The organism is Pseudomonas sp. ASL8 (assembly GCF_056680355.1).
Map to the genome: position 1 here is coordinate 5,468,629 of NZ_CM155278.1, position 19,607 is coordinate 5,488,235.

The window sequence follows — 19,607 nt, forward strand, 5'->3', positions numbered from 1 at the left end:
CTCGGGGTCAGCCCCAACGCTTAAAACCGGCGCATGATAGCGGAATCAGGAACCACTGGCTCCGCTCTGCGGTCCAGTAATACTCATGTCATTAGCCAGAACGCCCCATCAGAGCTAGTTTAAGACTCTGCTCGATTCCCTGGTCCGCACCGTGCGGACTCGTAAAGGAGTTATTTCATGCCCTCCCTCGATAGCCTGAAAAGCCTCAAAACACTAGAAATCGACACTAAGACCTACCACTATTTCAGCCTGCCGGAAGCCGCTAAATCCCTCGGCGACCTGAGCAAGCTACCGATGTCACTCAAGGTGCTGCTGGAAAACCTGCTGCGCTGGGAAGACAACAAGACTGTCACCGGCGACGACCTCAAGGCCATGGCCGCCTGGCTCACCGAGCGACGCTCGGATCGCGAGATTCAATACCGCCCGGCGCGGGTGCTGATGCAAGACTTTACCGGTGTGCCTGCAGTGGTCGATCTGGCCGCGATGCGCGCGGCCGTCGCCAAGGCCGGTGGCGATCCCCAGCGCATCAACCCGCTGTCCCCGGTAGACCTGGTGATTGACCACTCGGTAATGGTCGACAAATTCGGCGATGCCAGCGCTTTCGGCCAGAACGTCGACATCGAAATGCAGCGCAACGGCGAGCGTTATGCCTTTCTACGTTGGGGCCAAAACGCGTTCGACAACTTTAGCGTGGTGCCGCCGGGCACCGGGATCTGTCACCAGGTCAATCTGGAATACCTCGGGCGCACGGTCTGGACCAAGGATGAAGATGGCCACACCTACGCCTTCCCCGACACGCTGGTCGGCACTGATTCCCACACCACCATGATCAACGGCCTCGGCATTCTCGGCTGGGGCGTCGGCGGGATCGAGGCGGAGGCCGCGATGCTCGGCCAACCGGTGTCGATGCTGATTCCTGAAGTGATCGGCTTCAAGCTGATTGGCAAGCTCAAGGAAGGCATCACCGCCACTGACCTGGTGCTGACCGTCACGCAAATGCTGCGTAAGAAAGGCGTGGTCGGCAAATTCGTCGAGTTTTATGGCGACGGCCTGGCGGACCTGCCATTGGCTGACCGTGCCACTATCGCCAACATGGCCCCGGAATACGGCGCCACCTGCGGCTTCTTTCCTGTAGACGATGTAACCCTGGATTACCTGCGCCTGTCAGGACGTTCGACCGAGACCGTAAAACTGGTGGAGGCCTACAGCAAAGCCCAGGGTTTGTGGCGCCTGGCCGGTCAGGAACCGGTATTCACCGACAGCCTGGCGTTGGACATGGGCAGCGTCGAAGCCAGCCTCGCCGGGCCGAAGCGTCCACAGGACCGAGTTTCACTGCCGAATGTCGCGCAAGCATTCACCGATTTCCTCGGCCTGCAAGTCAAACCCACCGGCAAGGAAGTAGGCCGCCTGGAAAGCGAGGGCGGTGGTGGTGTTGCCGTGGGCAGCGCAGACCTGATCGGCGAAGCGGACTACGAACACGAAGGTCAGACCTATCGGCTAAAAAATGGCGCCGTGGTGATCGCCGCGATTACCTCCTGCACCAACACCTCGAACCCCAGCGTGATGATGGCTGCCGGGCTGGTGGCGAAAAAAGCGGTAGAAAAGGGACTGACCTGCAAACCTTGGGTCAAGACCTCGTTGGCACCCGGCTCGAAAGTGGTCACTGACTACTATAAGGCCGCTGGCCTGAACCAGTACCTCGATAAACTGGGCTTTGACCTAGTCGGTTATGGTTGCACCACCTGCATCGGTAACTCCGGGCCACTGCGCGAGCCGATTGAGAAAGCCATTCAACAATCAGACCTGACCGTGGCTTCGGTCCTGTCCGGCAACCGTAACTTTGAAGGCCGCGTGCATCCGCTGGTAAAAACCAACTGGCTGGCCTCCCCGCCGCTGGTAGTGGCTTACGCCTTGGCCGGCACCGTGCGCATCGATATCAGCAGCGAACCGCTGGGCAACGGCTCGGATGGCAAGCCGGTTTACTTGCGCGATATCTGGCCAAGCCAGAAGGAAATCGCCGCAGCGGTAGAAAACGTCAACACCGCCATGTTCCATAAGGAGTACGCCGAGGTATTCGCCGGTGACGCGCAATGGCAAGCCATTGCAGTACCGCAGGCGGCGACGTATGTCTGGCAGGATGACTCTACCTACATCAAGCACCCACCTTTCTTTGACGATATCGACGGCCCTCCGCCCGTGGTCGAGGATGTATCGGGCGCACGCATCCTGGCGCTACTCGGCGACTCGGTGACCACCGACCACATCTCCCCCGCAGGCAATATCAAAGCCGACAGCCCCGCAGGCCACTACCTGAGCGAAAAAGGCATAGAGCCACGGGACTACAACTCCTACGGCTCCCGTCGCGGCAACCATGAAGTCATGATGCGCGGCACGTTCGCCAACATCCGCATCCGCAACGAAATGCTCGGGGGCGAAGAAGGGGGTAATACCCTCTATGTGCCGACCGGCGAAAAACTGCCGATTTACGATGCAGCCATGCGTTATCAAGCCGACGGCACGCCGCTGGTGGTGATCGCCGGGCAAGAGTACGGCACGGGCTCAAGCCGTGACTGGGCGGCCAAAGGCACCAACCTGTTGGGGGTCAAAGCCGTGATTGCCGAAAGCTTCGAGCGGATTCATCGCTCCAATCTGGTGGGCATGGGCGTATTGCCGCTGCAGTTCAAGAACGGCCAGAGCCGCAAAACGCTGAAACTGACCGGCAACGAAAAAATCGACATCACCGGCCTGACCAAGACCGAACTGCATCCGGGAATGAGTTTGAAACTGAACATCACCCGTAACGACGGCAGCCAGGAAACCTTCGACGTGCTGTGCCGGATCGACACATTGAATGAGGTTGAGTACTTCAAGGCCGGAGGGATTTTGCACTACGTGCTGCGCCAGCTGATTGCTTCGTAGCTGAACAGTCCTGTTAGCAGGAGGACGCCTGGCGGTAACCCTGCCTATAGAACACATCACATGAATGATTGCGCCCCGCCTTCACTGGGGCGCAACCACGCAGTAATCCGTCTTTCAGAAGCCCCTTACGAAAAAACTGGAATCTCCCTCCCCTGATCATCGGAAATATCCTTGCTGCGTCTGACAGGCTTGCGCACCATTCAACGGTAGAATCCGCGCCTAAACGGATTTTGAATGGTCACAAGGAGCTTCCCCATGCCTGCATTGCGCTGGACAGGATTAACGTTACTCACCCTCGGGTACGGCATGGCGCTGGCCTACGGTTATCTGAGCCTGTTCGCCTCGTTGTCCATCGCCCTGCTGATCATGGCGGGCCTGTGCGTCTCGCAGTTCAGCGACACCTATGTCCGCACGTTCGGCCACGGGCTGTTTCTTCTGCTGGCGTTGGCGCTGGCCACCCATTGGTTGCCGGGTTTTTACAGTGCGCGCGTGATAGCCGGCGTGCGGTTCACGCCCGAGGCTGCACCCTTTTCGATGTACCTGAACCTCGACAAGCCGCTCATCGGCTTCTGGATTCTATGGATATGCCCGTGGGTGCTGACCCGCACAGGTTTCACCCGATCAGCCACCGTCAGTGCCATCGCGCTGGTTGCCACCAGCACGGCCTGCATGCTGGCCGCAGTCTCGCTGGGCATGATCACGTGGGCACCGAAATGGCCGGCGCAAAGCGGGCTGTGGATCGCCAATAATCTGTTGTTGGTGACCTTGACCGAAGAGCTGCTGTTTCGCGGCTATATCCAGGGCAACTTTCACCGTCTGTTCAAACAACTGCCCTATGGCAGCGCGCTGGCCATCGCCGCAGCAGCGACAGTGTTTGGTCTGGCTCACATGGGCGCAGGCTGGCAATGGGTGCTAATGTCAGGGTTTGCTGGCATAGGCTATGGCCTGGCCTACCGTTTTGGCGGTCTACAGGCGGCGGTCATCACTCACTTTGGTTTGAATCTGGTGCATTTCAGCCTGTTTACCTACCCGATGTTTGATCGATAATGAGCGTCGCGATCAAAGGCCGGTTCATGTCAAAACCTGCGACTCGTCGGTCACTCAAAAACCTGCTCAATTTACCAGCGCCTTGGCCGATAACCCGCCAAAGCCCAGCGGACTCGAAAGCTCATGCGTAATAACCAGCCCATCACCCAGCGCGAACGGACGTTTCCCGCTCAACAGCGGTTGATCTCCACCACCGACGCCAAGGGCGTAATCACCTATTGCAACGACGCTTTCGTTGAAATCAGTGGTTACACCGCCGAGGAACTGGTTCGAGCACCGCACAATATCGTCCGTCACCCAGACGTGCCCTCGGCAGTTTTCGCCCACATGTGGAACACCCTCAAGCAGGGTCAGCCATGGATGGGGATCGTCAAAAACCGCAGCAAAAACGGCGACCACTACTGGGTTAACGCCTACGTAACACCGATATTTGAAAAAGATCAGGTGGTGGGCTATGAATCGGTTCGGGTCAAACCGACCGCCGAGCAGATCCGTCGCGCTGAAGCCTTGTACTCACGTATCAATAACGGAAAATCGGCTATTCCTCGTCGGGACAAATGGCTACCCGTCCTTCAGGACTGGATACCGTTCATCCTGGTCAGCCAATTAAGCTTCATGATCGGCGCCTGGCTTAACTCCAATTGGGGCTTCGCCCTCGCCGCTGCATTGTCGGTTCCCTTGGGGTTGCTCGGTTTGAGCTGGCAGCAGCGCGGTATCAAGCGATTGTTGAAGTTGGCCGAACAAACCACCTCCGACCCGCTGATTGCCCAAATGTACACCGACAGCCGTGGGCCACAAGCGCGCCTGGAAATGTCGATCCTCAGCCAGCAAGCTCGCCTGAAAACCTGCCTGACCCGCTTGCAGGCCTCCGCCGAAGACCTCAACGACCAGGCCCGTCAATCCGACACCCTCGCTCACGCCAGCTCCGATGGGCTTGAGCGTCAGCGTGTCGAGACCGAGCAAGTGGCCACCGCCGTCAACCAGATGGCCGCCACCACCCAGGAAGTCGCCAGCCACGTGCAGCGCACGGCCGATGCCACCCAACAAGCCAACGAACTGACCCGTCGAGGCCGTGATATCGCAGGTGAAACCCGCGAAGCGATTCAGCGCCTGTCCACCGCGGTCGGTGAAACCGGCCTGACCGTGACGCAACTGGCCAAAGACAGCAACGAAATCGGGAGCGTGGTCGATGTCATCAAAGGCATCGCCGACCAGACCAACCTGCTGGCGCTCAACGCCGCCATTGAAGCGGCACGCGCCGGGGAAATGGGCCGGGGCTTTGCGGTGGTCGCCGATGAAGTTCGCCAACTGGCGCAACGCACCACCGAGTCCACCGGGCAGATTCACAGCCTGATCGCCAAACTGCAAAAAACCGCCAATAATGCCGTGCAAACCATGGACGCCGGGCATCGCCAGGCCGAAGAAGGCGTTGCCAGGGTTATGGAAGCAGACAAGGCGCTGGTGGGCATCAGCGACGCGGTGGCCAACATCACGGACATGACCACCCAAATCGCCGCCGCCACCGAAGAGCAAAGTGCCGTCGCCGAGGAAATCAGCCGCAAGATCACCACCATCGCCGAACTGGCCGATAAAACCTCCGACGAAGCCCGCCGCTCGGCCGTGCTGAGCGAAGAGCTGACCAGCACCGCGCGGTCTCAGTATTCGCTGGTGGAACGCTTTAATCGGTAATAGGTCATGTGTTGTAAAAAGACCCTGACAGACTTTGTTTGTTGGGGTTTTTTATTGGGTGGCGTTTAGGAAATGCAGGACGTTTCTGAAATACGGCATTTGAACGGCTTGTAGACCACAACAACACGACAGGCCCACTCGAACAGCTTGACAGAACCTTGCCACCTCTATTAGTTGATTCAAAGTTAGCGAAAGCAATAACTAATTACCACCCCAGAGTAGGCCATTAGGTATCGCTGCCTGAACAATCAATTATCGACGGTAGAAGCAGATTTATTGGCTACCCATACTGCAAGGAGATCAACAATGAACAACGAAAGTAACTATGGATTGAGTGCACCCGTCGTGCCTGTCGCAGGTAACGATGGTCTTATTAAAACGGTGGATCTTGAAAGTGATATCCTCGTTCGCTTCCCAGTTTGGCGAGGCGTAGAACAGCGCGACACTAACAATCCAGTTTGATCGTCCATTCCTGCAAGCGCAGAACGATGACGAAGTAACAATTGACTACTTCGTCACTGACCGAGCAAACAATACATCCATCGCCTCGCACTGTGTAACCTTAACGCTGCAACTATAAGACACTCCTTCCTCCTCTCTTTTTTCACGCACCAACAAAACCCTGGCGGATTATCACTCAGGGGTTTATTTTTACTAAAAATAAGTATCTTCCTTTGTACGCGTAGGAATTAATCCGCACGTGTAGGTTACGTCCTACACTCTTCACGCCGCTCAAACTAACTGGTTATCCGAATGGGCTACTTCGCTTGACAGTCCGGCGAACATCCTATTACGTCGGCACGCACCTAATTAATACTAACGAGTCACACATGGCATCAATTGTTCATAATATGAAATCAATGGCGGAAAACCAAGCAACAACCGTGTAGTCTTCTAACCAAACCCGAGTTTCGTTACACGAAGCAATGTAATTCTCCAGGAATAAATCGCCATTGCAGCTTATAAATATTGTGTCGCAGCACTATCAACGTTTATGTCCGCACTGTAAGGAGCATTGAATATGGATGATCAAAAGCCGCCTGGCCCTCCTCCCTTCAAGCCTAAAAAGCCTACGACGCAGGGTACGCGTCCGGCTCGACGAGACAGCCCCACTAAACCAGGCCTTCCTCTCGGGACGCACCTGCCGACTGAGCATTCGGACGGCGCCCCGAAGACCTCATCAACCGGGGAAATGGCCTTTACATACGCCCACGTGCTTCGGGCTGAAGATAGCTCGTCGGGCGAGCTTGCCGTCCTCATCTCCACCCACCTGGAGCCACCCTCGCTGGAAGGGATCAACCCCAAGTCAGTCTCGGAAGCGCAGATGAAAGCAGGGATCAACGTACTGATACCTGGCTCTTCCTATTTGAAACCCGGGGATGAATTCCACCTGCTGTGGGGCAGCAGAACCTACCCCATCCAGACGCTGGATGAAGAACACATCAACGATCCGATCATTGGGATGCAATGGGTCTCGTACAGTACCGATAACGTTGCCCCGCAGGGCAAAGTCGAAGTGTGTTACGACATCAATCGCGACGGGCAACGAATCGGCACCTCCGCGATCCTCCATCTGAACGTGCATAGCTGTTACCGATCCAGCGTCAAACAACGCAACAGAGGGCGATCCATCAGACGTAAACAGCAGCGACGCCCGCCGCCGCAGCATTGACGATGTAAAGAAAAACCCCCGGTGAGCGATCATCGGGGGTTTTTACACGCAGGGCTTCAGAACCACGAAGCGCTTGGGCTCACCCCATCAAAAAGCAAACCGCACCCCCACATTCGCCCCCCACGGCTGCTCAACATTATTACCCTTCATGTAGTCGAAGTCGGCATGCACTTGCAGGTTCTTCGACAGCGATACCGCAACCCCGGCGCCCAACTCGGCACGCGAGCCAAACAGGTCATTGTTGAAACGGGTGTCATTAACCTTCACCTCGTTGCTGCGCGCAAACTCGTGAGCGACAGCAACACGCACATAGGGCTGGAGTACCCCACCATCCTTGAGCGCGATGTTACGACCGACCGAGGTACCCACCTTGCCCAGTACCGACTGAGTGCGGTTGTTCTTCGCTTCCAGACCGTTGTCCAGGGTGTAGTGATCGCCTTGAATCACCACCGCCGCCATCTGTGCAAAAGGCTCAAGGAAGAAGTCATCGGCCAGCTTGATGTGCTTGCCGACTTCCACCGATCCACCGATACCCGTGTTTGTGTAATTGCCCTTGGATTTGGTCTGGTCGCTCATTGCCACTTCAGACTCGTTGCGGAACGTATTGAGCTTGAGCACACCATCAACGTAATAGCCCTCCTCCGACAGCCAGGTACCGTAAGCGCCGACGTAGTAGCTGTCGACATTGCCCGAGGTGCCACGGCTCAAATCCAGATCAGACTTGCTGTACCCACCGAGCAAACCGATCAGCAACTGACCGTTACTCACCGGAATCGGCGCATCCGCACCGAACGACATACCGCTCTGCCGCTGTTCATAATCGACACCTGCCCCGGTCGTGGCGTTGAAACGATTGCCATACGCCCGAATCCAGCCGCCACCCTCGCCGCTGGTGCGCACTTCACCCATGCGACTGCGCAACGTCGACAGCTCGCTCATCCAGATATTTGGTGCAGCGTTGAACAAGGCCAGCACACTCTGCGTTGAGGGGCTGATGGTTCTGCCATCACCAACAATGAACCAGTCGGTGCCCTGCTTTTCCAGTTCGTAGGAAAAGACACCCAAATCCACCCGATTGCCCAGCAAGTTGAATTGCGCATCGCCACCTTCGGTATGGACCACCTGCAAGGGCTGAATGTCGGGCGACACCGGTTCAACACCCGTGTTCTTCACTTTGAGCGTGAAGTCGCCATTGGCCTGCCCATTGACCTCCAATAAGTCACCGACACCAGCATCCAGATCGATGTTCATGGCAAATGTACCGCTACCGGACAACTGCCCCAGCGACAACGTATGAAACCCGTCCGCACCAAAGCTCACCCCGCCGCCGTTGAGGTTCAGCGTTTTGACTGCGTTATCACCCACCATCTGCCACTGCGCGCCGGAATTGATCGACAGATTATTGCCGTTGATCACGTCGCCGGTGAGTTGCGCGTTGTTTTGCAGGGTTACATTCAGCGTGCTGGTGTCATCAGCAACGAGATTGCCGGTGAGGGTGCTGTTGTCGACGGTGAAGTTGGCGGTGCTGCCACCGTCGACTTCCAACAGATTGCCGTTACCGGACAAGAGGGTTGAGTGGTTTTGAATAGTGATGTCGGCGATAGTAAAAGGTAGTCTAGGCGCCCAAACTCTAATAGCTGCGCCATTGACACCTTGAACGGTTGAGTTATCAATTAACACCGTGCTTTCCCCGATGTGTATGATTTCACCAGAACCAGAACCAGGAACTCCATAATCCGTGCCAATGTAGAGCCCATTACCCCCCCCCACTAATAATACTCTCGGACCTCGCGTCCAAAGTTGAACCGCCCAACCTAATACCAAAGCTATCACCCCCCACTCCAACACCAAGGACAGATGAATTATCGAGAAACAAAATGCTATGCCCGCCGACTGACGCACCAGCGCTAGTTCCGGAGAGGAGACTATTTTTAACCGAGACCACTGACCTATCAGGGACTTCAGGCGCGCCTCTAGACATTATTAAAGCTTCAGTCTCACTTACAAGCCTGGAATTATTTATATTGACCGTACTGCCATATGCTTTGAGCTCCCCTTCAACGACACTGTTATTTAAATTAACTGTCGATTCTGTAGTTTTCACACCAGCCACAGCGGCGCCATCAACGTTCAACGTTCCTTCATTTATAACCTCATATGAATCTTGCGGTGTCGCCCCATCCACATTCCATATAATGCCATCAACTACGAGCCTCAATGTTTTAGGATCTCTCGCCAACACTTGGTTTCCACTAGGCGCACTGGAAAACCGGACTAACGCAGCGCTAACAGTAGCGTCCTCAGCGACAGCGTACAGGCTCAACGAAGCCCCCAACGAAACGCCTGCCGCGCTCAACCCTATCCGGAAAATCGGGTGGCACGAACCAATCCTTTTCAATATACAACTCCTCAAAAAATGAATTCACCCTATTTTAGAGTTCGCATTCAGCCCTGAAGAGCGTTATGGATATTATTCCTGTAGGACACATCTGAAGAAGTTGAAATATGAGTCTTACAGACAGCGGGTATTCCGCGTGAGCGCCTGCTACGAGTTCCAAAAATAAAATTCGAGCACTTGACAATCACACTCAATTGCTATTGGTTCGATTTTAGGCAGCACACCCATAACTATGTACCACCCGATGGCTGTGGGACCTGTTCCCAACGCAATGTTTTCAGACGAACACTTATGAGCCGCTATCGATAACGCGACAGCGACTGTTGGCTCAAACATCAGGAGAAGCGACATGCAAAACCAAGAACACAAAAACGCTATTGTTAAACAGACATACCAGCGGGGCCGAGCGGAAGCGCGTTATGAGGTGATCAATACCCATGGGCAGGCGAGTTCATTAAAGGCGGGCACTTATGTCGATATGCGTACGCCTGCGCCTGGGTGCTGAACGAATTTGCTGTTCGGCAGATCAGAAAAAACTATTTATTTACCACCCATTGTTGACAGCTCACGGAAACCTCTATTAGTTCGATGACAGATAAAGACTTTATAGCCTTTATCTAACCGCCATTATCCCGTGTGATAACGGGCCCTATACATTGTTAACCACGCAACTTTAACCCTAAAAGTTGTCGGGCTTTTATTGCCCAAAAAACGCGGAAAACTGCTCTTCAGCAGAACACCGCGCACTCACTCAGGAGAGTAACCATGTGTACTTCAAATGCTTTGATTCGCCGTCATTCACATCGCGCACCGCGTGCATTAGTTCCACCGGTACTGCCCACTGCATTGGTCGACGGCCTTTTACCCGTTGCACTATTGACCGCACCAGTCCCTGTAACATTCCCTGTATGGGACGATGCTGTCGAGGGTGACTACTACCAATTGCTGTTGGACAACTCACTCATCGGTGGGCGTGAGCAACTTCGCGCTAACCCGGTCCCTGGCACTGAACTGTCCCTGGATATTCCAGTTGATACTTTGACCAGTGCGCAGGATGGTAACCACACAGTGGCGTACCACTCTCAGCGTTTTATTGGCGGTACGCCCAATATGTCAGCAGCGATTCCGATCGTGTTCGACCGACAAGCGCCAGGCGGGTCGCTGCTGTCGCCGCTGATTTTCCCTAGGGCCGTTAACGATGGCCTGACCTCGGACGAATTGACCGCGATGGCGGATGTGTTGGTCGGTGAGGTGCCTGCCTACTTCGACATCAAACTGGGTGATGTCATCCAGACTTACTGGGCAGGCCAGAAAGGTCCGGAGCATACCGTGCAACAGGCCGAAGTACCCGGCGGTGGCACGCAGCCTGAGCGGATCATGATCGGGTTTACCCGCGCCTTTCTGGAAGCGTTGGGCGACATCAAAGAGGACGTGTACTACGTCATCACTGATCGTGCCGGTAACATTTCAGTGGATTCAGAACCGGTGGCGTTCCAACTTGCACTGCATGAATCCGCAGTCGATCTGCCCGCGCCGATTATCGCTCAAGCCGATGACGGTGTTATCAGCGATGCCGACGCGAAGCAGTCTGTGAGCGTAGACATTCCTGCGTACGACGGTGTGCAACCGGGTGATGAGGTTACGCTATATTGGGGTGCCAATAGCCTGCCGATGCAGTCTGTTGAGGCAGGAGACGAAAACGAAGACCCTATTTTCACCCTGCTGGTGAACTACGCCACCGTCGCATTAACACCTGATGGCGACGTAGACGTGTACTACGAAGTGCGTCGCAACACCCTGTTGTTTGGCACTTCCGCAGTGAAGACCGTCAATGTCGTGCTGGATCTTCCAGGTCCTGTGAGTCCTGAAAAACCGATCATCCGTGGGGCGAGCGCCAACCCCGACGATACCGACAACGTGATCGACGAAAACGACTATCTGCAACCGGCCACTGCCATCATCGCCTGGAAAAGCGGGTTTATTGAAGACGATCAAATCAGCCTGTTCTGGGGGCAGCAGCCGGTGCCGGTGCTATACCGGATCAAGCTTTCCGATGTCACGGCGGCAGCAGACCTGTCGTTGACGGTTCCTAACGCGTTGATCTCTAACGAAGGCACCGGCACGGACATTCGGGTCAATTACACCGTGACGCATACGGGTAATCCCAACACAACCTATTCGGCGTCTCAAAGCGTGATTGTGAGACGCAAGGGCGAGTTGCCAGGCGGCGAAAACGGTCTGCAGCCACCGGAGTTCCAGCGAGTGACTGAAAACGGCGGTATTGGGGCGATCCTCAACCCCGATGGCGCCACTTTATTGGTCAAGCCTTACGAGAATATTAAAACGGGCGACGTATTAAACTTTACATTCCTGGGATGGAAAGGTTTGTTCGAAGGCCCGCAAGTACCAGAAGCAACGTACACCTTTACCACCGAGCCACTGACCGAACAACAAACTCGCGAAGATTACGAGTTCACCGTGCCGGATGCGAACCTGCGTCTTATTTGTTTCGGTCGCGCCGAAGCCATGTTTAAAGTCAGCAGTATTACCGGCCCTGCCACTTCCGGTATTGCAAAAGTCTTTATTGATATGGTCACCCCTGGCGAAGGCTGTGCAAAGCCTTGATCTCGCGTGGGCCGCCGAACAGCGGCCCACTTTTATTGTGACTAACACTTACCCAGTGAGTAACAATATGGCTTCTTTAAAACAAGCAACATTGCTGGCAAAACCAAAGCTGCACAGCACTAACGATCCCAGCGGTATCGGTCACCTCGACACGCTAGATCCTTCGGTCCCTGTGCTGATCCGAATCGGTCCTTATATTGGCATGATGGACAGTGACTACATCGAGTTGTTTTGGGGCGATCAGGAAGGATCGATTGCCAATTACACGGTTAAACCTGGCGATACTGCCGAAGGGACGGGCTCTTTTGTCACGCTACCGGTGGATCAACGGTACATCGTGCCCCCTGCGGACAGTAATCCACACTATAGGGTAGACACTTGGTATACGGTAAAAAGACTGGTGGGCGGCACGCGCAATGAATCCGAACGCCTGCCAATAACCGTAAAACTGACGGTCCCCGGCGGCATTGATAACACGCCTGACACGCCTTACACCAATGAGAACCTGAGCCTGTGCACGATAACGCCCGAGGGCACTATCGGTAACGGAGACCTCGATCAGGTGACGGTCAACATTGCAGCCTATCAAAACATGGAGATCCACGATGCGATCACCGTTTTCTGGCACGGGACACCCGTAAGGCACTCGCTGGATGAGCTTCCAGCGGCGGGTCAACTCATCAGCGTGTCGATCCCCCGAGAAACCATTATTGGCGCGGGCGACTCCGACACACTGGTGGTGATGTACGAAGTTCGAGACGTCGTAAACAACTGGTCGCGCTGGTCACTCCCGACGCATGTCGAAGTCGAAGTCGGCAACGCCACTCTCCCCGCCCCGGTTGCGCCACAAGCGGCCAATATGGAGCTGAACCTTGCAACCCTCGCCGGGGCCGATGTGCAGGCGCTGGTGCTGTCTTATCCGGGGATCAATGCCACGGACGAAATCACTTTCACCGTCGAGCGCAACACGGCGGAAGGGTTGGGGCTGGACCCTTATGTCGAGATGAAACCGGTGGGCACGTCCATCGGGTTTGTGCAGTTCCTGATTCCCAATGAACAATTCGAGCCGATTGCCCAAGGCCGGGCGCGGCTCAAGTACAAGGTCAGGAAAGTGTCCGGCGAGGAGCAGCGCTCCAAGAGCCTGCCGCTGACCATCGTGGGTGAGGCTCAGGTGCTGGCGCCACCGAAGTTGCCTGCCGCGGAGGAGAATAACGGTGTGCTCGACCCGACGGCGCACAATGTCATCGCCCAAGTGCCAGCGTATTACTTCATGGCCGATGGCAATGACGTCACTCTGGTGTGGATGGGCAAGACGGCTGGCGGTGCCAATGTGATTCATGAAGAGGTGAAAAACCTCAATAGCGATGATGTGGGCGAGACAGTAGCGTTTTTGATCCCTGACGATAAAGTCAGCGCGCTGGCGGGCGGTACGCTTGAGCTTTATTACACAGTGACTACGTTCGCCCGGGCGTTTTTCAAGTCGCCTTCGCTGCAGGTGCAGGTCAGCGCTGGTGGGGGCGCGTTGTTACCGTCCCCTTCTGTCGATGGCGCAAGTGCCGATGGCGTGCTTGATCCAACGGACATCGTGCTTGAGGCCGTGGTCCGTATTCGGCCCTACACAGGTATGGCGCCGCTGGATAATGTCACGCTGTATTGGGATGGCAGCGCGCCGGACGCCAGTTACAGCGCCAGCACAACACTCAACAGCGGCACGTCGGGCAAGGACGTCATTTTCCGGGTCAAGAAGCACTACGTGGACGCTAACCTCAACGGCAGCGTTGCTGTGCGGTATGAGGTGGTACGTGGCAATCGCACGCTTGCCTCGGAAACTCTGCCACTCACAATCAGCACCGCGGTCATCACTCATCTGCCCGATCCAACAGTTAAGGAAGCCAAAGAAGATGGCACCCTTGACCCTGTCGATACGTTCAAAGGCGCGACAGTGGCCATTGACGCCAGCGCGAATCTGAAGGAAGGCGATTTCGTGACCGTGTCATGGCAATCGCCAGGCGGAAGTTACGCTAAAGATAAAAGCATCTCCGCCAGTCAAGCAGGGCAAGAGTTGTTGGTGATTTTTCCGGGAACGATAGTTGCCAATGACCTCGGCAATAAGGTGCAGATTTATTATGTAGTCACCCGCGTCGACGGCACGATCGAACAGTCAAACGTCCTTGATTTGCTGATCGACACAGCCCTCTCGCACCTTCCCAAGCCGGCTGTCGCAGGTGTAGACGTTAATAACATCATGCACCTGGAAAACGTACCTGGTTACGGCGTGCTGGTAACAGTCCCCCGTTACACCGGCATCGATGGAAAAGACAGCATCGTCGTTAAATGGGCCGGTCCTCAAAACCACGCAACCCCTGCGAAAGAGGCCGGCACCGCGGCCAAGATTGAATTCGTCGTGCCAAAATCCGTTGTGATCGGCAGTGCCGATGGCGCAGTTCAGGTCACTTACGAGGCGACTCGTAACAATGCTTTGCCGCTGGTTTCGCCGGCGACTGCGTTCAAAGTCGTGGCCGCTACCAAGCCTCCGTTGATCATCGACACCTCTGAACTGGTGCTGAGCGCTCGGCACTTGCGAACGGCGGCCACGCCGAAGTTTCCACCTGCCGGAGCGTTCGCCCAGCGAGTGGCTTCGGGTGGGGTCGCGCCTTACCATTACCAGTCCAGCGCACCAACGATTGCGGAGGTCGACGCGACGGGACGAGTCATCTCGGTCGGCAATGGCGCTGCCGCTATCATCGTCACTGACAGCGCGGGTCAACGCGTCAGCTATAACGTGAAAACCTCGAATGTCCTGACGTTTGTGTTCTTCATCTTCCACACCTACACCGAAGCTATGAAACCGGTAAACGGCGCGGGTGCGCGCATGCCTTCGTTGGCCGACTGGAATACATTACGTGCCAATTATGGCGGTGATCCGGGGCTAAGCTACGAAGCAGGCCGAGATAGCCGCGCTTGGGCTGCGGACGCTGCCGGTTTAGGTAAACGCTGGGCGATCTTTCCCCGGGATGGCCGAAAGATAGTACTTAAAGACGTCGGTTTTGGCGGGGAAGCGGCTCACGCGTTCGGCATGAAGGGCTGATTGAACGGCCAAGTTCCAAGTGTTAAGCCTGCCATGCCGCAGGCCTAACACTTTAACGGACTACTTCATCAAAAAATCTACCAGCTTATCGGCCACTTGATCCAACACCGCATCGCCACTCACACCCAACGACTTCAAGGGTTTAAGATCGTGATTGCCTGTCGGCACCCAATACATGTCGATAGCGTTGGACAATTCATATCCCTCTACCGCGTCCCGATTCCCCAGCGCATCCCTTTCTCCTTGCGCGATCAATGTCTGCGTTTTTATCGCCGCCAAATGCGCCACCCGAGGTTTTTCCGGTTTGCCCACGGCATAGAACGGGTAACCCAGACACACCAGCGCATCTGCGCCCAGCTCGTCGGCCACCAGACTGGCCATCCGCCCGCCCATGGACTTCCCCCCGATAGCCAGGCGACCCGCGACGTGAGGTCGCACCTGGGCATAGACCTGGCGCCAACAGTCGAGCAGCTGCGCCTGCGGATTGGGCGGGCGTTTGCGACCATCGAGACGTCGTTGGGCCATGTAGGGAAATTCGAAGCGCATGACGTTGACGCCCCGCACGGCAAGGCGTGCGGCCATGTCGGTCATGAATTCGCTGTCCATGGGTGCGCCTGCGCCATGGGCCAGGATCAGGGTCGGCGACGTGTCAAAAACCCTCTGAGGAGCGGGACTCCATAACCAGCCATTAGTTCGCGCCAGTAGTTCGCATTGATCCCCGTCAATACCGGCACTTAGCCCTTCTCTCATGCTTACCTCGCTTTTGATTAGTCTGCCTATAACTCGGTGCTATGACTCGGACCTCTGATCCGGACCAAAGAAGATGGGAACACACCTAAATGAACACAACTAACAGTACCGCCTACAACTATAAGGTGGTCCGCCAATTTGCCATTATGACGGTGGTGTGGGGCATCGTCGGAATGGGGCTCGGCGTTTTTATCGCCGCGCAATTGGTATGGCCTGAACTTAACTTCAACTTACCCTGGACCACGTTTGGTCGTTTGCGCCCACTGCACACCAATGCGGTGATTTTCGCGTTCGGCGGCTGTGCGCTGTTTGCCAGCTCTTACTACGCGGTGCAACGTACCTGCCAGACCCAACTGTTCGCGCCCCGACTGGCGGCGTTTACGTTCTGGGGTTGGCAGTTGGTGATTCTGTTGGCCGCCATTACCTTGCCGCTGGGTTATACCAGCTCCAAGGAATACGCCGAACTGGAATGGCCGATCGACATTCTGATCACCATCGTCTGGGTCAGCTACGCCATCGTCTTCTTCGGCACGTTGAAGAAGCGCACCACCAAGCACATCTATGTCGGTAACTGGTTTTTTGGGGCCTTTATCATCACTGTGGCGATTCTGCATCTCGTCAACAACATGGAGATCCCCATCAGCCTGACCAAGTCCTACTCCGTGTATGGCGGGGCGACTGATGCGATGGTGCAGTGGTGGTACGGACACAACGCCGTAGGCTTTTTCCTGACCGCAGGCTTTTTGGGGATGATGTACTACTTCGTTCCTAAGCAAGCTGAACGGCCGGTGTATTCCTATCGCCTGTCGATCGTGCACTTTTGGGCGCTGATCACCCTGTACATCTGGGCTGGCCCGCACCACCTGCACTACACCGCGCTGCCGGACTGGGCTCAGTCACTGGGTATGGTTATGTCACTGATTCTGCTGGCGCCAAGCTGGGGCGGCATGATCAACGGCATGATGACGCTCTCGGGCGCCTGGCATAAATTGCGCGACGACCCGATCCTGCGGTTCCTGGTCGTGTCACTGGCGTTCTACGGCATGTCGACCTTTGAAGGTCCGATGATGGCGATCAAGACCGTCAACGCCCTCTCCCACTACACCGACTGGACCATCGGTCACGTCCACGCGGGCGCTTTGGGTTGGGTAGCGATGATTTCCATCGGTGCGCTGTACCACATGATTCCGAAAATCTTCGGCCGGCCAAAGATGCACAGCGTCGGCTTGATCAACGCCCACTTCTGGCTGGCAACTATCGGCACCGTGCTGTACATCGCCTCGATGTGGGTCAACGGTATCGCTCAAGGCCTTATGTGGCGCGCAGTCAACGAAGACGGCACGCTGACTTACTCGTTCGTCGAAACCCTGGTGGCCAGCCATCCCGGCTTTATCGTGCGGCTGGTGGGCGGCGCGATCTTCTTCAGCGGCATGTTGCTGATGGCCTACAACACCTGGCGCACCGTACGGGCCTCCGTGCCTGCCGAAGCTGCCGCCGCAGCGCAGATGGCCTGAGGAGTTCGCCATGAAACACGAAACAATCGAGAAAAACGTCGGCCTGCTGATGCTGTTGATGGTCTTGGCTGTGAGCATCGGTGGCCTGACACAAATCGTGCCGCTGTTCTTTCAGGACGTGACCAACAAGCCGGTTGAAGGCATGAAGCCCTACACCGCGCTGCAACTGGAAGGTCGCGATGTCTACATCGCCAACGGCTGCGTGGGTTGTCACTCGCAGATGATCCGTCCGTTCCGTGCTGAAACAGAACGCTACGGGCACTACTCGGTCGCCGGCGAAAGCGTCTGGGACCACCCGTTCCTGTGGGGTTCCAAGCGCACCGGGCCTGATCTGGCCCGTGTCGGCGGTCGTTACTCCGATGACTGGCAGCGCGCGCATTTGTACAACCCGCGCAACGTAGTGCCTGAGTCGAAGATGCCTGGCTATCCATGGATGGTGAACGAACCTGTCGACAGCAGCCATACCGAAGCCAAGCTCAAAACCATGCGTAGCCTCGGCGTGCCTTACACCGACGACGACATTGCCGGAGCCGTTGCAACGCTCAAGGGCAAAACCCAGATGGATGCACTGATTGCCTACTTGCAGGTACTCGGCACCTCGATCAAGAGCAAGAGGTAAGCCATGGATATCGGAGACTTACGCGGTCTTGGCACGTTGGTGGTGGCAATCGCATTTATCGGGTTGGCCTTTTGGGTCTTCAACAGTAAACGCAATCCGGGGTTCGCTGAAGCGCGCATGGCGCCTTTCGCGGACGAACCGCTGCCATCTCACGCTGAAGAACAATCTGTTGTAGAGCACCCTGTTGAGCGGAGTACCCAGCGATGACCACATTTTGGAGTACCTACATCTGTGTACTGACCATCGGCAGCCTGATCGGCCTTACGTGGCTGCTGATCGGCACCCGTAAGGGCGAAACCAAAGGCAGTACCGATCAGACCATGGGTCACAGCTTCGACGGCATTGAGGAGTACGACAACCCACTGCCCCAATGGTGGTTCATGTTGTTTGCCGCAACCCTGGTGTTTGCGGTCGGCTACCTGATCCTCTACCCGGGTCTGGGCAACTGGAAAGGCGTGCTGCCCGGCTATGCGAATGGCTGGACCAGTGTCAATGAATGGCAAAAAGAAATGGACAAGGCTGACACCAAGTTTGGGCCGATCTTCGCCAAATTTGCTGCCATGCCCGTGGAAGCAGTCGCCAAAGATCCACAAGCGCTGAAGATGGGCGGACGCCTGTTCGCCTCCAACTGCGCCGTCTGCCACGGTTCGGATGCCCGGGGTGCCTATGGCTTTCCCAACCTGACAGATACCATTTGGCGATGGGGCGGTAGCGCCGACACTATCAAGACCACCATCATGGGTGGCCGTATAGCCGGCATGCCAGCCTGGGGTCCGATTCTCGGTGAGGAAGGGGTGAAAAACGTCGCAGCGTATGTACGCCACTCCCTCGCAGGACTGCCATTGCCAGCGGATGAAACCGCCAATGTCGAAGCCGGACAGCAAGTGTTCAACACCAATTGCGTAGCCTGCCACGGCGCAACAGGTCAAGGCACGCAAGCAATGGGGGCGCCGAACCTGACGCAACCGGCCGGCTTCATCTACGGCAGCAGTCTGACCCAGTTGCAGCAGACTATCCGTTATGGCCGTCAAGGTCAGATGCCTGCGCAGAACGAGCAGTTGGGCAACGACAAGGTGCAGTTGTTAGCCGCCTATGTGTATAGCCTGTCTCAAGGTAATGCTCAGCAAGAGGCGCCCGTAGCCAAGGCACAATAACGATTCAGCAACCCGGACAATCTCTGGGCTGTGCGTGAATGCCGCTCCTGTTACAGGAGCGGCAACCCCCTTCCCCTCCGCGACCAAGTGTCGCACCCGTCGTTAGTACACCTTCCCACTCCCGACATTCAG

At 56.1% G+C, this 19,607-nt stretch carries 13 protein-coding genes and 1 pseudogene; 12 read left to right on the forward strand and 2 right to left on the reverse strand.

Features of this window, described 5'->3' with window-relative positions; translation table 11 throughout:
- Positions 1–177 precede the first annotated feature (177 nt).
- From acnA to AC1MEA_RS25110, 5 genes are all read left to right on the forward strand, one after another.
- On the forward strand, positions 178–2,919 hold the full coding sequence (acnA, locus tag AC1MEA_RS25090; protein ID WP_480417698.1) for an aconitate hydratase AcnA: 2,742 nt from the start codon (positions 178–180) through the stop codon (positions 2,917–2,919).
- A 255-nt stretch (positions 2,920–3,174) separates the two neighbouring features.
- Complete coding sequence (locus AC1MEA_RS25095) at positions 3,175–3,966, forward strand: CPBP family glutamic-type intramembrane protease (RefSeq protein ID WP_480417699.1); 792 nt, start codon at positions 3,175–3,177, stop codon at positions 3,964–3,966.
- A gap of 123 nt (positions 3,967–4,089) precedes the next feature.
- The gene (locus AC1MEA_RS25100; RefSeq protein ID WP_219060538.1) at positions 4,090–5,655 is read left to right on the forward strand and encodes a methyl-accepting chemotaxis protein; all 1,566 of its coding nucleotides are present in this window, start codon (positions 4,090–4,092) and stop codon (positions 5,653–5,655) included.
- A 306-nt stretch (positions 5,656–5,961) separates the two neighbouring features.
- Entirely contained in the window at positions 5,962–6,117 is a 156-nt protein-coding gene (locus AC1MEA_RS25105) for a hypothetical protein (protein ID WP_219060537.1), read from the forward strand.
- Between the two features lie 559 nt (positions 6,118–6,676).
- Complete coding sequence (locus AC1MEA_RS25110; RefSeq protein ID WP_480417700.1) at positions 6,677–7,327, forward strand: hypothetical protein; 651 nt, start codon at positions 6,677–6,679, stop codon at positions 7,325–7,327.
- A gap of 87 nt (positions 7,328–7,414) precedes the next feature.
- Here the strand turns inward: AC1MEA_RS25110 and AC1MEA_RS25115 are convergent.
- Positions 7,415–9,308: pseudogene (locus tag AC1MEA_RS25115) on the reverse strand (autotransporter outer membrane beta-barrel domain-containing protein).
- A 766-nt stretch (positions 9,309–10,074) separates the two neighbouring features.
- On the opposite strand from AC1MEA_RS25115, the gene AC1MEA_RS25120 reads away from it, so the two are divergent.
- From AC1MEA_RS25120 to AC1MEA_RS25130, 3 genes are all read left to right on the forward strand, one after another.
- A complete protein-coding gene (locus AC1MEA_RS25120) occupies positions 10,075–10,230 on the forward strand; it encodes a hypothetical protein (protein WP_480417701.1) in 156 nt (51 codons plus the stop codon).
- 260 nt (positions 10,231–10,490) lie between these two features.
- Positions 10,491–12,350: an addiction module component gene (locus AC1MEA_RS25125; RefSeq protein ID WP_480417702.1), complete on the forward strand. Its 1,860-nt coding sequence runs from the start codon at positions 10,491–10,493 to the stop codon at positions 12,348–12,350.
- Between the two features lie 67 nt (positions 12,351–12,417).
- The gene (locus tag AC1MEA_RS25130; protein ID WP_480417703.1) at positions 12,418–15,438 is read left to right on the forward strand and encodes a hypothetical protein; all 3,021 of its coding nucleotides are present in this window, start codon (positions 12,418–12,420) and stop codon (positions 15,436–15,438) included.
- A gap of 60 nt (positions 15,439–15,498) precedes the next feature.
- Here AC1MEA_RS25130 and AC1MEA_RS25135 read toward each other — a convergent pair whose 3' ends face one another.
- Positions 15,499–16,188 carry an alpha/beta family hydrolase gene (locus AC1MEA_RS25135; RefSeq protein WP_480417704.1) on the reverse strand — a complete coding sequence of 230 codons (690 nt, stop codon included), beginning with the start codon at positions 16,186–16,188 and terminating at the stop codon, positions 15,499–15,501.
- Positions 16,189–16,277: 89 nt separating this feature from the next.
- Between AC1MEA_RS25135 and ccoN the strand changes: the two genes are divergently transcribed.
- Genes ccoN through ccoP form a run of 4 tightly spaced genes read left to right on the forward strand, consistent with a single transcriptional unit; the run spans position 16,278 to position 19,475 of the window.
- Positions 16,278–17,702 carry a cytochrome-c oxidase, cbb3-type subunit I gene (gene ccoN / locus AC1MEA_RS25140; protein ID WP_449633186.1) on the forward strand — a complete coding sequence of 475 codons (1,425 nt, stop codon included), beginning with the start codon at positions 16,278–16,280 and terminating at the stop codon, positions 17,700–17,702.
- Positions 17,703–17,712: 10 nt separating this feature from the next.
- Complete coding sequence (gene ccoO, locus AC1MEA_RS25145) at positions 17,713–18,321, forward strand: cytochrome-c oxidase, cbb3-type subunit II (RefSeq protein ID WP_219060528.1); 609 nt, start codon at positions 17,713–17,715, stop codon at positions 18,319–18,321.
- 3 nt (positions 18,322–18,324) lie between these two features.
- The gene (locus tag AC1MEA_RS25150; RefSeq protein WP_219060527.1) at positions 18,325–18,528 is read left to right on the forward strand and encodes a cbb3-type cytochrome oxidase subunit 3; all 204 of its coding nucleotides are present in this window, start codon (positions 18,325–18,327) and stop codon (positions 18,526–18,528) included.
- Positions 18,525–19,475 (forward strand): cytochrome-c oxidase, cbb3-type subunit III, encoded by a 951-nt coding sequence (ccoP, locus tag AC1MEA_RS25155; protein WP_219060526.1) that lies wholly within the window; start codon positions 18,525–18,527, stop codon positions 19,473–19,475. The genes AC1MEA_RS25150 and ccoP overlap by 4 nt, the downstream gene beginning before the upstream one ends.
- Positions 19,476–19,607 lie beyond the last annotated feature (132 nt).

Bases quoted from the DNA above. Each gene is read 5' to 3' on its own strand.
- acnA (WP_480417698.1), top strand. From the start codon at position 178: ATGCCCTCCCTCGATAGCCTGAAAAGCCTCAAAACACTAGAAATCGAC.
- AC1MEA_RS25095 (WP_480417699.1), top strand. From the start codon at position 3,175: ATGCCTGCATTGCGCTGGACAGGATTAACGTTACTCACCCTCGGGTAC.
- AC1MEA_RS25100 (WP_219060538.1), top strand. From the start codon at position 4,090: ATGCGTAATAACCAGCCCATCACCCAGCGCGAACGGACGTTTCCCGCT.
- AC1MEA_RS25105 (WP_219060537.1), top strand. From the start codon at position 5,962: ATGAACAACGAAAGTAACTATGGATTGAGTGCACCCGTCGTGCCTGTC.
- AC1MEA_RS25110 (WP_480417700.1), top strand. From the start codon at position 6,677: ATGGATGATCAAAAGCCGCCTGGCCCTCCTCCCTTCAAGCCTAAAAAG.
- AC1MEA_RS25120 (WP_480417701.1), top strand. From the start codon at position 10,075: ATGCAAAACCAAGAACACAAAAACGCTATTGTTAAACAGACATACCAG.
- AC1MEA_RS25125 (WP_480417702.1), top strand. From the start codon at position 10,491: ATGTGTACTTCAAATGCTTTGATTCGCCGTCATTCACATCGCGCACCG.
- AC1MEA_RS25130 (WP_480417703.1), top strand. From the start codon at position 12,418: ATGGCTTCTTTAAAACAAGCAACATTGCTGGCAAAACCAAAGCTGCAC.
- AC1MEA_RS25135 (WP_480417704.1), bottom strand. From the start codon at position 16,188: ATGAGAGAAGGGCTAAGTGCCGGTATTGACGGGGATCAATGCGAACTA.
- ccoN (WP_449633186.1), top strand. From the start codon at position 16,278: ATGAACACAACTAACAGTACCGCCTACAACTATAAGGTGGTCCGCCAA.
- ccoO (WP_219060528.1), top strand. From the start codon at position 17,713: ATGAAACACGAAACAATCGAGAAAAACGTCGGCCTGCTGATGCTGTTG.
- AC1MEA_RS25150 (WP_219060527.1), top strand. From the start codon at position 18,325: ATGGATATCGGAGACTTACGCGGTCTTGGCACGTTGGTGGTGGCAATC.
- ccoP (WP_219060526.1), top strand. From the start codon at position 18,525: ATGACCACATTTTGGAGTACCTACATCTGTGTACTGACCATCGGCAGC.